Origin of the sequence: Ampullimonas aquatilis (genome assembly GCF_049675895.1) — a bacterium.
GTDB lineage: Bacteria > Pseudomonadota > Gammaproteobacteria > Burkholderiales > Burkholderiaceae_D > Ampullimonas > Ampullimonas aquatilis.
Map to the genome: position 1 here is coordinate 3,141,703 of NZ_CP183834.1, position 12,394 is coordinate 3,154,096.

General features: G+C 50.5%; 14 protein-coding genes. 1 reads left to right on the forward strand and 13 read right to left on the reverse strand.

The window, feature by feature from the left end; all coding sequences use genetic code 11:
* Window positions 1-8: 8 nt before the first annotated feature.
* The 7 genes from ACMYR3_RS14605 to ACMYR3_RS14635 form a co-directional block, all read right to left on the reverse strand.
* Window positions 9-893: a phosphoribulokinase gene (locus ACMYR3_RS14605; RefSeq protein ID WP_424192659.1), complete on the reverse strand. Its 885-nt coding sequence runs from the start codon at window positions 891-893 to the stop codon at window positions 9-11.
* 53 nt (window positions 894-946) lie between these two features.
* The gene (locus ACMYR3_RS14610; RefSeq protein WP_424192660.1) at window positions 947-2,041 is read right to left on the reverse strand and encodes a class 1 fructose-bisphosphatase; all 1,095 of its coding nucleotides are present in this window, start codon (window positions 2,039-2,041) and stop codon (window positions 947-949) included.
* A gap of 49 nt (window positions 2,042-2,090) precedes the next feature.
* Window positions 2,091-2,786 carry a ribulose-phosphate 3-epimerase gene (gene rpe / locus ACMYR3_RS14615; RefSeq protein WP_424192661.1) on the reverse strand — a complete coding sequence of 232 codons (696 nt, stop codon included), beginning with the start codon at window positions 2,784-2,786 and terminating at the stop codon, window positions 2,091-2,093.
* 26 nt (window positions 2,787-2,812) lie between these two features.
* Entirely contained in the window at window positions 2,813-3,574 is a 762-nt protein-coding gene (locus tag ACMYR3_RS14620) for an HAD-IA family hydrolase (RefSeq protein WP_424192662.1), read from the reverse strand.
* 3 nt (window positions 3,575-3,577) lie between these two features.
* Window positions 3,578-4,462, reverse strand: a complete 885-nt coding sequence (gene cbbX / locus ACMYR3_RS14625; RefSeq protein ID WP_424196545.1) for a CbbX protein — start codon at window positions 4,460-4,462, stop codon at window positions 3,578-3,580.
* A 142-nt stretch (window positions 4,463-4,604) separates the two neighbouring features.
* On the reverse strand, window positions 4,605-5,039 hold the full coding sequence (locus ACMYR3_RS14630) for a ribulose bisphosphate carboxylase small subunit (RefSeq protein WP_424192663.1): 435 nt from the start codon (window positions 5,037-5,039) through the stop codon (window positions 4,605-4,607).
* A 37-nt stretch (window positions 5,040-5,076) separates the two neighbouring features.
* Complete coding sequence (locus ACMYR3_RS14635) at window positions 5,077-6,540, reverse strand: form I ribulose bisphosphate carboxylase large subunit (protein WP_424192664.1); 1,464 nt, start codon at window positions 6,538-6,540, stop codon at window positions 5,077-5,079.
* A 105-nt stretch (window positions 6,541-6,645) separates the two neighbouring features.
* Between ACMYR3_RS14635 and ACMYR3_RS14640 the strand changes: the two genes are divergently transcribed.
* Complete coding sequence (locus ACMYR3_RS14640; protein ID WP_424192665.1) at window positions 6,646-7,593, forward strand: LysR substrate-binding domain-containing protein; 948 nt, start codon at window positions 6,646-6,648, stop codon at window positions 7,591-7,593.
* A gap of 27 nt (window positions 7,594-7,620) precedes the next feature.
* On the opposite strand, the gene ACMYR3_RS14645 is transcribed toward ACMYR3_RS14640, so the two are convergent.
* The 6 genes from ACMYR3_RS14645 to ACMYR3_RS14670 form a co-directional block, all read right to left on the reverse strand.
* Window positions 7,621-8,124, reverse strand: a complete 504-nt coding sequence (locus ACMYR3_RS14645) for a peroxiredoxin (protein ID WP_424192666.1) — start codon at window positions 8,122-8,124, stop codon at window positions 7,621-7,623.
* A 44-nt stretch (window positions 8,125-8,168) separates the two neighbouring features.
* Complete coding sequence (locus ACMYR3_RS14650) at window positions 8,169-9,191, reverse strand: CobD/CbiB family protein (protein ID WP_424192667.1); 1,023 nt, start codon at window positions 9,189-9,191, stop codon at window positions 8,169-8,171.
* Window positions 9,188-9,925 carry an NUDIX hydrolase gene (locus ACMYR3_RS14655; RefSeq protein ID WP_424192668.1) on the reverse strand — a complete coding sequence of 246 codons (738 nt, stop codon included), beginning with the start codon at window positions 9,923-9,925 and terminating at the stop codon, window positions 9,188-9,190. Before ACMYR3_RS14655 ends, ACMYR3_RS14650 begins: the two co-directional genes overlap by 4 nt.
* A 172-nt stretch (window positions 9,926-10,097) precedes the next feature.
* Window positions 10,098-11,072, reverse strand: a complete 975-nt coding sequence (locus ACMYR3_RS14660) for a TIM44-like domain-containing protein (protein ID WP_424192669.1) — start codon at window positions 11,070-11,072, stop codon at window positions 10,098-10,100.
* A gap of 74 nt (window positions 11,073-11,146) precedes the next feature.
* Window positions 11,147-11,890 (reverse strand): bifunctional demethylmenaquinone methyltransferase/2-methoxy-6-polyprenyl-1,4-benzoquinol methylase UbiE, encoded by a 744-nt coding sequence (gene ubiE / locus ACMYR3_RS14665; RefSeq protein ID WP_424192670.1) that lies wholly within the window; start codon window positions 11,888-11,890, stop codon window positions 11,147-11,149.
* A 125-nt stretch (window positions 11,891-12,015) separates the two neighbouring features.
* Window positions 12,016-12,390, reverse strand: a complete 375-nt coding sequence (locus ACMYR3_RS14670; RefSeq protein ID WP_424192671.1) for a gamma-butyrobetaine hydroxylase-like domain-containing protein — start codon at window positions 12,388-12,390, stop codon at window positions 12,016-12,018.
* Window positions 12,391-12,394: the final 4 nt, after the last annotated feature.

The window sequence follows — 12,394 nt, forward strand, 5'->3', positions numbered from 1 at the left end:
TGCGCTCCTTAAATCGCACCGTTGGCATTTTTGCGGCGTTCCATCATGCGCCAGACAAAAGGCGTAAAAATCAGCTGCATGGCCAGTTCCATCTTGCCGCCTGGTACCACAATCGTGTTGGCACGGGACATGAAAGAGTCGTGAACCATATTGAGCAAATATTGAAAATCGATACCTTTTGGGTTGGAGAAGCGAATCACCACAAAACTTTCATCAGCGGTAGGAATCTCTCGTGTGATGAAAGGATTGGAGGTATCCACGCAGGGCACGCGCTGAAAATTGACATGAGTGCGAGCAAACTGCGGACAGATGTAATTCACATAGTCAGGCATACGCCGCAAGATGGTGTCGGTCACCGCTTCAGTTGAATAACCACGCTTGGACTTGTCTCGATACAGTTTCTGAATCCATTCCAGGTTGATGACTGGCACCACGCCAATCAGCAGATCCGGATACTGCGCCACATTGACATCGGGTGTCACAACCGCGCCATGCAAACCTTCATAGAACAGCAAATCGGTATCCTCCGGAACGGACTCCCAAGGAATGAACGTGCCTGGCTCCTGCTTGTAAGGCTTGGCTTCTTCAGCGTCATGCAAATATTTTCTGCGTTGGCCAGTGCCGTTTTTGCCATAGCTGCGAAACAATTCTTCAAGTTCGGCAAACAGATTGTTTTCCGGACCAAAATGACTGAAATTATTGTTGCCTGCGGCTTCTGCTTCGGCTGCACGGACTTTCATTTCCTTGCGATCATAGCGGTGAAAACTGTCACCCTCTATAAAAGCCGCATTAACGTTTTCACGTCGAAAAATATTGGCAAAAGTATGCGTTACTGATGTGGTGCCTGCACCGGATGATCCAGTGATGGCAATAATGGGATGTCGTTCTGACATGATGTCACCTCTATCGTTTAAATTCTTTTATGCTTTGCTGTTAAAGCGTGCTATTAGTCTCTGAATAGACTGCGCACGGCAAACAGTGGATTGGCGGGTTCTTTGCTGGCTGGCTCGGCGTGATAACGCTCAATGCGTTCCACTTCATTTTTTGAGCCAAAAACCAGGCCGATTCGTTGATGCAGGGACGTCGGTTCCACGCTCAGCATCGGCACACGCCCGGTACTGGCACGACCACCTGCCTGCTCCATGATGAAACCGATCGGGTTGGCTTCATACAGCAAGCGCAATCGACCTGGTTTGGTCGCATCCTTGGTATCACGCGGATACATGAAAACTCCGCCACGCATGAGAATACGATGGGCTTCGGCAACCATGCTGGCAATCCAGCGCATATTGAAATCTTTACCCCGACAGCCCGTCTTGCCTGCCATGCATTCATCCACATACCGACGAATCGGTGTTTCCCAGAAGCGGCTGTTGGAAGCATTGATGGCAAATTCCTGGGTATCCACCGGCACGCGTAAATCGGGATGTGTGAGCATGAATTCGCCCAGATTGGGGTCGAGCGTAAAACCAACCACGCCGTTACCCACTGTCAAGATCAACATGGTGGTTGGACCATATAGCGCGTAGCCGGCTGCAACCTGTTTGGTACCGGGCTGTAAAAAATCGGACTCCAGGACATCTCGACCATCCTTGACGACCTCTTCGGGTGCACGCAGGATTGAAAAAATACTGCCAACCGACACATTGACGTCAATATTGCTGGAGCCATCCAATGGATCAAACACCAGCAAGTATTTACCTCGTGGAAACTGGCCCGGGATTTGTCGCGGCTGCTCCATTTCTTCAGAAGCCATACCCGCCAAATGACCACCCCATTCATTCATCTTGATGAAATAGTCGTTACTCAGCACATCCAGTTTTTTCTGAGTTTCACCCTGCACATTGATCGAAGCCCCACCTTCGGCAACCTGATTACCCAACACGCCACCCAATTCGCCAAACGCGACAGCACGAGCAATTGCCTTACAGGCCAGGGCAACATCCAGAATCAAGGCATTGAAATCACCCCGAGCATCCGGATAGCGGCGCCGTTCCTCAATCAGATATTGAGTCAGCGTGGATCGTTTAGATAACGGCATGGTTGGTCTCCCTTAAAGTAAATATTTTGTTTTTTATTATTTTTTAGCATCAGCAGCGTGTCGCTGCCTGCCTTAACGTTTGGATGATGCTGTGATAACCGCCCTCGGGATCAGGTGCACCAAACACGGCACTGCCCGCTACTAGCGTATCGGCACCGGCCTGCACGATAGCGGCAATATTGTCGGTCTTCACGCCACCATCAATTTCCAGATGAATTGGCTGACCACCGGCAGCAATATGCTGATCGATCCGTTGCCGAGTCTGATGGATTTTTGGCAGCATCGCATGAATGAATTTCTGCCCACCAAAACCGGGGTTGACGCTCATCAGCAAAATCAGATCCAGCTTGTCCATGATGTGATCCAGCCAGCTCAAAGGGGTCGCAGGATTCAACACCACACCCGCCTTGCAGCCATGATCACGAATCAGTTGTAATGTCCGGTCAACATGACTGGAAGCCTCTGGATGGAAGGTGATCAGATTGGCACCCGCCTTGGCGAACATGGGAATCAGCGCATCCACTGGCTGTACCATCAAGTGCACATCAATGGGAATTGCCACATGCGGACGAATCGCCTCACACACCATGGGCCCAATCGTCAGATTGGGAACAAAGTGGTTATCCATCACATCCACATGCAACCAGTCTGCGCCAGCAGCTTCGACTGCACGTACCTCTTCACCCAACCGAGAGAAATCAGCCGAGAGAATGGAAGGCGCAATCTTGATCGTGTTGGTGGTCATGCTAATACCTCTTTTGAAAATCAATTTCAAGATGTCTGATTTGGTGTTGCACGTTTTAGATGCAGCTTTTTATCTACCGGATACGTTGTCAACAAATCAAGGTTGATCGTTGTCAAATCTTCCTGCACGGTCATCGCCTTGGAAAAATCATGGTGACGGGTAAACTCGGTAGGTGTCACCACTACTCTGAGTCCAGCCTGATGAGCCGCGGACAAACCATTGCCAGAATCTTCAAAAGCGATACACTCATCAGGATCAAGTCTGAGCATCTTGAGTACATAGAGATAAACCTGTGGATCAGGCTTTTTATTGGGCGAGGTATGTGCATCACCCACCACAGAGAAATCTCTGCGCCAGTCATTACCCAGGTTTTGCTTCATGAGTGCATTGATATTGGCTGGCGTGGTGGTGGTTGCAATCGACAACTTGATACCAGCACGCAAAGCCTCTTCAATCAAGGCCATGACACCCGGGCGCAATACCACTTTGCCATGATTGAGCAGGCTTGTATAAATAGCCGTTTTGATTTCATGGATCTGGTTGATTGCATCGTTGATGGCCTGACCGTTGAGATCACGAATCTCGGGCATCACACTGCGCCAGTAATGCAACAAGCGCTCTTTGCCACCAGATACTTCCAGCAACTTGGTATAGCCAGGCACATCCCACACCCAATCCATACCAACTTCGGCAAAGGCCTGATTAAATGCTTGCAGGTGATAGGACTCAGTATCGGCGAGCGTGCCATCGACATCAAATATCAAAGCCTTGATTGGATAGTTTTGCATGATCTATCCCTCTCGCTCGGTCCGCGGATCTTGAAACAACCGACTACCTAAAATATCCTGTACCTGAATGGTCATCAGATCATCACGACCGAGGGGTTGATCAGGATTAAGAAACAACCGACTTGCCTGTCGTAACCGGGCACGATCAAGGGCGTTGCGCACACTGCGAGCGTTGGCAAAATGCGGTTGTTCGATGCGTCGCTGCAAATACTGCTCAAAGGCAACCAGCGCACCTTCGCCAAATTGATAATTCAATGTCGCCAGCATCTTGCTGGAAATCTGACAAAGCTCATCGACCGAAAAATCAGGAAAGTCGAGATGATGGGCTATCCGTGAGGACATACCGGGATTGGATTGAAAAAAGGTATCCATTCGATCCTTATATCCGGCCAGTATCACGACTAAATCATCGCGCTGGTTTTCCATCACCTGCAATAAAATTTCAATGGCTTCCTGCCCGTAATCTCTTTCATTTTCTGGTCGATACAGGTAGTAGGCCTCATCAATAAAGAGCACACCACCCATCGCTTTTTTCAGGACTTCTTTGGTTTTTGGTGCGGTGTGTCCAATGTATTGACCAACCAGATCATCCCGTGTCACCGAAACCAGATGACCTTTCCGAATATAACCAAGCCGAAACAAAATCTCGGCCATACGACTCGCCACGGTCGTTTTACCGGTACCGGGATTACCGGTAAAACACATATGCAGGCTCGGATTCTGGCTTAATAAACCTTGATTCATGCGCAGCTTGTCAATGACCAGCAAGGCCGCAATATCACGAATACGCATCTTGACGGGTTGCAAACCAATCAAGTCACGATCAAGTTCATCCAGCACCTCCCTGACCTGCGACTGATTCAAAATTTCATTGACCGTCTGCGCCATGGCCGGTTGCTCTTCGCTCTCGGAACTGACATGCGGCATTGCGCCAACCGCATTGTCAGCAGTCATGTTATAGCCCGGAATACGATAAAGTGAATGGCTCATGGTGTCACTATCTGGTCAATGAAATAAATACTTCAGTTAATCAATAACGCTGATTTTCAGGTTCATCGGCGGCATAACCACGCGTGGTGTAGCGCATGGATCGGCCATTGACTTCCTGTCGTTCCAGCATGAAGCCTGGTTCTTCTTTGGGACGGTTGACAATGAAGCTCATCACAATCGATTCCACATTGCGCGTGGCATCAAAAGCCATCAGACGGATATATAAGTTGGGAAAAGTCTTTCGGCAGGTATTCAATTCCATCAAGACACCCGCGGCATCCTGCAGATCAAACATAGGCATGCCAAACATTTCCCAATAAGTATTGCGTGGATGCGGGTCATCGGTATATTCCACACTCCATGCATAGCCCTTTTTCAGGCCGTATTCAATTTGCAGCGTGATTTCTTCATCGGTTAAATCAGGCAGAAAGCTGAACTGACCTTGTGTCAGCTTGCCGGTTGGGTTACTCATCATGATGCGTGCTCCTTGTCTTTTTTCGTCTATCAATGAATTACATGGCGGCCGAAGGTGTGACGGCATAGTCACTCGAATCGGTAGACTGATAATTGAAGCTGATCTCGCCCCAGGTATCGAGTGCCGCTTTCAATGGGCCACAGGTTTGTGCTGCTTTCTTGAGAATCTCTGGACCTTCATTGAGAATATCTTTACCTTCGTTACGCGCCTTGACCATCGATTCCAACGCCACCCGGTTGGCCACGGCACCTGCCTGAATGCCTTGCGGATGCCCAATCGTGCCACCGCCAAACTGCAGAATCACATCATCACCAAACAGATCTAACAACTGATGCATCTGACCGGCATGAATACCACCAGAAGCGACCGGCATGACCTTCTTGGTGTCGGCCCAGTCCTGATCAAAATACAAACCACGAGGCAGATCAGTTTTGGTGTAGCTGTCGCGACAGACGTTGTAATAGCCTTGTACTGTCATGGGATCACCCTCCAGCTTGCCTACGGCTGTGCCGGTATGCAGATGATCAACACCCGCCAGACGCAACCACTTGGCAATCACTCGAAAACTCACGCCATGATTCTTCTGCCGCGTATAAGTGCCATGACCAGCGCGGTGCATATGCACGATCATGTCATTCTTGCGAGCCCAGTTAGCCATGCTCTGAATTGCCGACCAGCCAATCACCAGGTCCAGCATGATGACGACCGAACCCAACTCTTTGGCAAACTCGGCACGCTCGTAAATGTCTTCCATCGTCGCGCCAGTCACGTTCAGGTAGGAACCTTTAACCTCACCGGTTACTGCCTGTGCCTTGTTGACACCATCCATCACATAGAGGAAACGATCACGCCAGTGCATGAAGGGCTGTGAGTTGATATTTTCATCATCCTTCATGAAGTCCAAACCACCTTTGAGGCCTTCATAAATGACACGGCCATAGTTACGACCGGATAACCCGAGTTTAGGCTTGGTGGTGGCACCCAGTAATGGACGGCCAAACTTGTCGAGGCGCTCGCGCTCTACCACTAAACCCGTTGGTGGACCCTTGAAAGTTTTGATATAAGCCACCGGAATCCTGATATCTTCAAGACGTGCCGCTTTTAATGGCTTGAAACTGAATACGTTGCCAATCAGCGAAGCGGTCATGTTTGAAATAGAACCTTCTTCAAACAGAATCAGATCGTAGGCCACGTAGGCAAAGTACTGACCAGGATTATTTGGTACTGGCAATACCTTAAAAGCTTTGGCACGGTAACTGTCACAGGCAGTCAGACGATCGGTCCATACCACGGTCCAGGTGGCAGTGGAAGATTCCCCGGCAACGGCTGCTGCAGCCTCTTCAGGGTCAACACCTTCTTGTGGCGTGATGCGAAACAGACAGATGGTATCGGTCTCTTTCGGTACGTAATCGGGCATCCAATAGCCCATCTGTTTGTATTTCAAGACGCCGGCGCTGTAACGCTTTTTGGCATCGGTGATCTGGCTTGTTGCTTCACTCATTTTGGCTCCTCTTTTTTAACGGTGCATTCCATGGGTGAAACTTTATGATTTATTCAAAATAAGGTAAATTCAATTATTATTGAGTTTTAGTTAAGGAATAGCTTAATGAAGAATGCCACTTTCCGTCAGTTACGCGTTTTTTCAGAGGTCGCCAGGCATTTAAGCTTTAACAAAGCAGCGCAAACACTGCATCTGACGCCACCTGCGATCACCATGCAGATCAAGGAGTTGGAAGGCCATGTCGGCTTGCCACTGTTTGATCGCAATGGCCGCCAGGTCGCACTCACTACAGTAGGTGAGTACATGCTGGTTTATGCCCGCAAAATATTGGCGACGCTCAAAGATGCTGAAGACACCGCTGCACGGCTTCAGCAGCTCAAGGTTGGCTCGTTGACTATCGGCATGGTGAGTACCGCCAAATACTTTATTCCGCGCTTACTGGGAGAGTTTCGCCATGAACATGAGGGGATTGAAATCAAGCTGGTGGTTGGTAACCGTGAACAGCTCGTCAATATGCTGCAAAACAACGAGCTTGATATTGCCATCATGGGACGCCCGCCCAAAGAGCTGATTACTCGCACCGAGCCCTTTGCCGCGCATCCGCATGTATTTGTTGCACCCGTTGATCATCCACTGACCCGCCAAGGCACCATTACAGTTGAGGCCTTGCGCGCTTATGGATTTATAGGCAGAGAACTAGGTTCAGGCACACGTTTGGCCATGGAAAAGTTTATGTCGGAAGCGCATATTGAACCCAAAATCGTGATGGAAATGTCGAGCAATGAAACCATTAAGCAAGCCGTGATGGCGGGACTGGGAATCAGCTTTTTGTCTTTACATACTCTGGAGTTGGAGCTTGATAACAAATTGATTGCGATTTTGGATGTGGAAGGCACACCCGTGATTCGTGCCTGGAATTGTGTGCATACGATGTCCAAGCTGTTATCACCTGCAGCAGAGGCATTCAGATATTTTGTGCTGGAGCGCGGGGAGGGTTATTTAGCCGAGCATTACGCACGACATTTAAATATTCAACATGGGCCAGGCAACTGATTGGCCAGGCCCATTAGCACTGTAGAATCAGACTTGACTCAACAAAATCTCGGCAGTACTTTTTTCAATCTTGCCACCTTCTTCAAGATTGAACTGAGTCACGACGCCATCTTTAACAAGCATAGAATAACGCTGTGAGCGAACGCCCAGACCCTTGGCAATCAGGTCAAATTCCAGACCCAGTGCAGCAGTATATTGTGCCGAACCATCGGCCATCATGCGTACTTTGCCTGCGGTATGTTGATCCCGCCCCCAGGCACCCATCACAAACGCATCATTGACCGCAAGACACCAGATTTCATCCACGCCCTTGGCTTTAAATTGTTCAGCCAGTTGCACATAACCCGGCAAATGAGTCGCCGAACAGCCTGGTGTGAAGGCACCAGGCAAGCCAAAAATGGCAATCGTTTTGCCTTTGACCAGATCACCAATCTGAAAGGCATTCGGGCCAATTGAGCAGCCTTCACCTTCTACTTCAATATATTCAAACAGGGTGCCTTGCGGCAGAGTGTCACCAATCTTGATTGTCATGTTGATTCCTTCATAAGCTGTCGATCGCCCACATCACGTGGCACCTAGCTTAGCCAGACAGCAACCGTAATCATGAACAGCATCAGCATCCATAACACCACAGCACGCCAGACCAAACCTACTGCAGATTGTAGAGTTTTCGTCGTAGGCGCGTCGCCCGGTGGCTCGGCACCAGGATCGAAGTCGGTCAGACTGCGTGGTGTGCTGCCAAAGAAAATACCGGTTTCGGAATAAACATCTTCCTGCTTCTGCAGGGCTGCTGCCTCGGGTACCAATGGTGAAGCCCCTTCATTCTTTTTGGCCATCGGCTGCAAATGCACACCCAGCGCGCCACTGGCAGCGGCAAGAATAATCCCGGCAGTGCGATTACCCCAGTCGGATGCAAAATTACGCCAGGCATAGAGCGCATCTTCAAAGTTACCGACGATGGCAAATCCTACCGCAGTAAGTCTGGCAGGCAACCAGTCAATCCATTCAAAAACCATCTTGGCAAAATGGCCAAACGCAGCTTCTTCAGGTTGATCAGGACGATTCCAGCTACGCGCCAGATATTCGGCCACACGATACAAGACCGCACCGGCAGGACCGATTGGCAACAGAAACCAGAAGAACACACCGAATACGTGGCGATGCGAAGCCAGCAAGGCAGCCTCGATGGTACGACGACAAACTTCCGAGGTATCAAAATCGGCAGCATCGATATTGAGCCAGTCGGACAGGCGTCGGCGCGCTTCATCCAGCTGACCATTGGACAAGGCCAATTGAATTTCAGTGAAGGGATGACTGAACTGACGAAAGCCCAATGTCAAATAAAGCACCACCACATTCCATAACAACGCAAAGGCAGGATTGATGCGCAACAAGATCCAATAAGGGATGGCAGCCAGCAACAGCAAGGGAATCATCACCAGAAACCAGGCGACTCGACCATGCAAGATTTCACCCGCATTGAGGCGTCGTTCAGCACCCGTTGCCATGACCCGCACAGCCTCGTAGACAGGATTATGAGAGCCAAGTGATTTGATCTGCTCGATGGCTAATGCAATAAGAATGGAAAAGAAGGTCATGTCGCCTTCAAAAAATGATAAAGGTTGCGAATGATTGCCGCGGTCGCGCCCCAAATGAAATAGGACTCGTCGGCACCACGGTCAGTAGTGCCGCTGGTTGGTGCGGCAACGGATTTTTTACTTAATGCCTTGGGATAAGGCATGGAATAGAAACGTCGCTGAATGGACCCCACCTCAATGGCACGCACCTGATGATTGGCCGGGTTCATCAAGAAATTCAGCGGGACTTCAAATACTTCTTCCACTTCAAAGGCATCGGGAATCAATTCAAAGGCAGGATTGACCAACCCCACAACTGGCGCCACCCGATAACCGGAAATGGTGTGATAGTCCGGCAGGACACCCAGTACTTCGATGTAATGATCGGCCAGGCCGGTTTCTTCTTCCGCTTCACGCAAGGCGGTGGCAATGAGATCAGCATCACCCTGCTCCCAGCGGCCACCGGGAAAACTGATCTGGCTGGCGTGGTCATGCAAATGTGCGGTGCGCATAGTGAGTAGTACATCCAGGCCCGACTCGCGGACCACAAGGGGGATCAGCACCGCAGCAGGTTTCCAGTCTTTGCTGCTCAAACTCAAGCGTGCCTCATCGGATTGTTCAGGCTGCCAGCGCGGTGGATTGCGAAAATGTTCGCGCAGTGCTGCCGCATCAAAGCGATGCAAAGGTACCATCGGCTCGTCATGGCCGGTACCAATGATGGTCACTTTTTCGGGTTCGTAAATGAAACGAGTCAAAGCAGTCGGTCCGCAATCTATAGCTGGCTGTTTAAACCATCCATTTTAAGCGCGAAAGCATAGCTTGCAGTATGTCAATGTGGCGAGTGTGCGCATCGAGTCAACAAAATTGATACACACCCGCCATTGCTTGGAAACTCACCGGCCTAAAGATGCACTTGGTTAAGCTGATTCAGGCAACTTGCTGAATACCCGCCAGCAACCAGCCCTGATTACCGCTGATTGGTTTACTCAGATGCCAGAGTTCACGGAATGGCTGTGCTGCTCCACCTTCGGTTTCGCGCAGCATGCCATCAAACTCGACACTGGCCAGATATTCATTGGGCATGGTCTCAACCCCCAATAACTGGGCATTGAGAGTGACCACATCGGTCTTGTTGCTGGCATTACCCCGCTCATTGATTTGCATACTGATTTCAGCAAACATTTCGGGCGTGGTGTATTCACGAATATCGGCCAGGTTTTTGGTATCCCAGGCCGCTTGCAAACGAATGAAATACACCTTGGCCGAACGTAAAAAAGCGTCTGCATCAAAGTTGGCAGGTAAGGCTGTTTGGCTCGCGGCCACGCCAACAGGTTGTGCCATAGCAGTATTGCCAGCACCTGCCGCTTCACGCCAAAGTGGTTCGACATTGGCCGCGGCCGGTTGCATTGCCAAGGTGGGTGACGCAGGTCGCACTGTATTACCGCGCAACATGCGAAACACAAAGATGCCACCGACGACCAGCAGCAAGAGCATCATCAGACTACCCATGCCTTCGGCCATTGCACCACCCATGCCAAAGTGGGAAAACAGCGAGGCCAAACCAATACCAGCCGCTACGCCCGCCAAAGGGCCGAGCCAGCGATTGCGCTGGGGTGTCGGTGTCTGCACAGCTGCTTGTCCTGGCATCGCACCAGGTTGCGGACGTGCTGCCTGGGCCGGTAATTCACTTTGTTGTGGTGCCGACCGATAGCCAGCTGGTGCTTCGGGTGGTGCCGATTGGCGTTGACTATAGCTGGGTGACTGACGGCCAAAACTTCGACCGCCACCCATACGGGCAGCCCAGACATCGGCGCTGATCAATGACAAACTGACCACCGTAGCCATCATCAAAGTAAGCAGGCGCGATTGCTTGGAAGTGGCCGATTTATGCGATTTAGTCATATACTCCTTAAGTGTATATATCAAAACAATAGTTATTAGGTGCGTATTTACTAGGCTTTTTTTAATACACCAGACTAGTATTTAGTAGCAGTATGTAAGGCTACTACCCCTGCGGTGAGGTTATAGACTTGGACGTGATCCAGGCCAACTTGTTCCATCAATCCTTTGAGGGTGGCCTGATCGGGATGCATGCGAATCGATTCGGCCAGATAACGATAGCTTTCTGCATCACCCGCCACCTTTTGGCCAAGCCAGGGCAGGAGTTTGAAAGAATAAAAATCATAGGGTTTGGCCAGCGGCTCCCACACCTTGGAAAACTCCAGCACCAACAGCTTGCCGCCCGGTTTGAGGACACGGCGCATTTCGCTCAGGGCGACATCTTTATGAGTCATATTGCGCAGACCAAACGCCACGGTGACAACATTGAAGTAGTTGTCGGGAAAGGGAATCTTTTCAGCATCACATAAAGCTACCGGTAAAATCTGGCCGTCATCAAGTAGACGATTGCGGCCTTCGCGCAGCATGGATTCGTTGATGTCCGTCAACCAGACTTCACCGCCCCCTTTCTCACCACACCCTGCCGCCTTGGCAAAGGCCCGCGCCAGATCACCGGTACCACCGGCAATATCGAGTACCCGATCACCGTGACGCACCCGCGCCTGACCAATGGTGAATTGCTTCCAGACCCGATGCAGGCCCATCGACATGAGGTCGTTCATGATGTCGTACTTGCCCGCCACCGAATGAAAAACCTCGGCAACCATACCAGCTTTTTGTTCTTCGGCCACGGTCTTAAAACCAAAATGCGTTTGCGTCATGATGTATCAGGTAAAAATCGTCAATTGAAAATAGGTCTAGCGTGGGTGCATTATCCCGCAATTGTGCAGCAGCACAATTGACCAGGCAAAGTGCAGCGTGCTGCGCGCACGGCTTAATGAGCTCGTTAAGCCGTGCGCGCAGCACCGGCCATTTGCAGGGCATGGAGATAATCTTCCCACATGGTCTGCTGATTTTTACCGTATTGATACAAGGCATCCCAGGTGTAGATGCCGGTATTGTGGCCGTCCGAAAAGCTCGGCTTGATGCCATAGTTGCCAACTGGCTCAAGCGCAGTAATTACCACATCGGCCTTGCCGGTTTGTAAAACCTGCTGACCAGGACCATGCCCTTGCACTTCGGCCGAGGGTGAGTAAACGCGCAGGAATTCAAACCCCAAACGGAAAGTTTCGCCAGTATCAAAAACCACTTCCAGTACCCGCGACTGGGTATGCAAAGTGATGGCGACAGGAGTGGGGGTGGTTGCAGTTAAACCGGCCATGAGC

Coding starts and splice junctions, on each gene's coding strand:
- ACMYR3_RS14645 (WP_424192666.1), bottom strand. CDS start 8,124: ATGACAATCAAGATTGGTGACACTCTGCCGCAAGGCACCCTGTTTGAA.
- ACMYR3_RS14605 (WP_424192659.1), bottom strand. CDS start 893: ATGTCAGAACGACATCCCATTATTGCCATCACTGGATCATCCGGTGCA.
- ubiE (WP_424192670.1), bottom strand. CDS start 11,890: ATGACGCAAACGCATTTTGGTTTTAAGACCGTGGCCGAAGAACAAAAA.
- ACMYR3_RS14635 (WP_424192664.1), bottom strand. CDS start 6,540: ATGAGTGAAGCAACAAGCCAGATCACCGATGCCAAAAAGCGTTACAGC.
- rpe (WP_424192661.1), bottom strand. CDS start 2,786: ATGACCACCAACACGATCAAGATTGCGCCTTCCATTCTCTCGGCTGAT.
- ACMYR3_RS14640 (WP_424192665.1), top strand. CDS start 6,646: ATGAAGAATGCCACTTTCCGTCAGTTACGCGTTTTTTCAGAGGTCGCC.
- ACMYR3_RS14650 (WP_424192667.1), bottom strand. CDS start 9,191: ATGACCTTCTTTTCCATTCTTATTGCATTAGCCATCGAGCAGATCAAA.
- ACMYR3_RS14670 (WP_424192671.1), bottom strand. CDS start 12,390: ATGGCCGGTTTAACTGCAACCACCCCCACTCCTGTCGCCATCACTTTG.
- ACMYR3_RS14660 (WP_424192669.1), bottom strand. CDS start 11,072: ATGACTAAATCGCATAAATCGGCCACTTCCAAGCAATCGCGCCTGCTT.
- ACMYR3_RS14610 (WP_424192660.1), bottom strand. CDS start 2,041: ATGCCGTTATCTAAACGATCCACGCTGACTCAATATCTGATTGAGGAA.
- ACMYR3_RS14630 (WP_424192663.1), bottom strand. CDS start 5,039: ATGATGAGTAACCCAACCGGCAAGCTGACACAAGGTCAGTTCAGCTTT.
- cbbX (WP_424196545.1), bottom strand. CDS start 4,462: ATGGCGCAGACGGTCAATGAAATTTTGAATCAGTCGCAGGTCAGGGAG.
- ACMYR3_RS14620 (WP_424192662.1), bottom strand. CDS start 3,574: ATGCAAAACTATCCAATCAAGGCTTTGATATTTGATGTCGATGGCACG.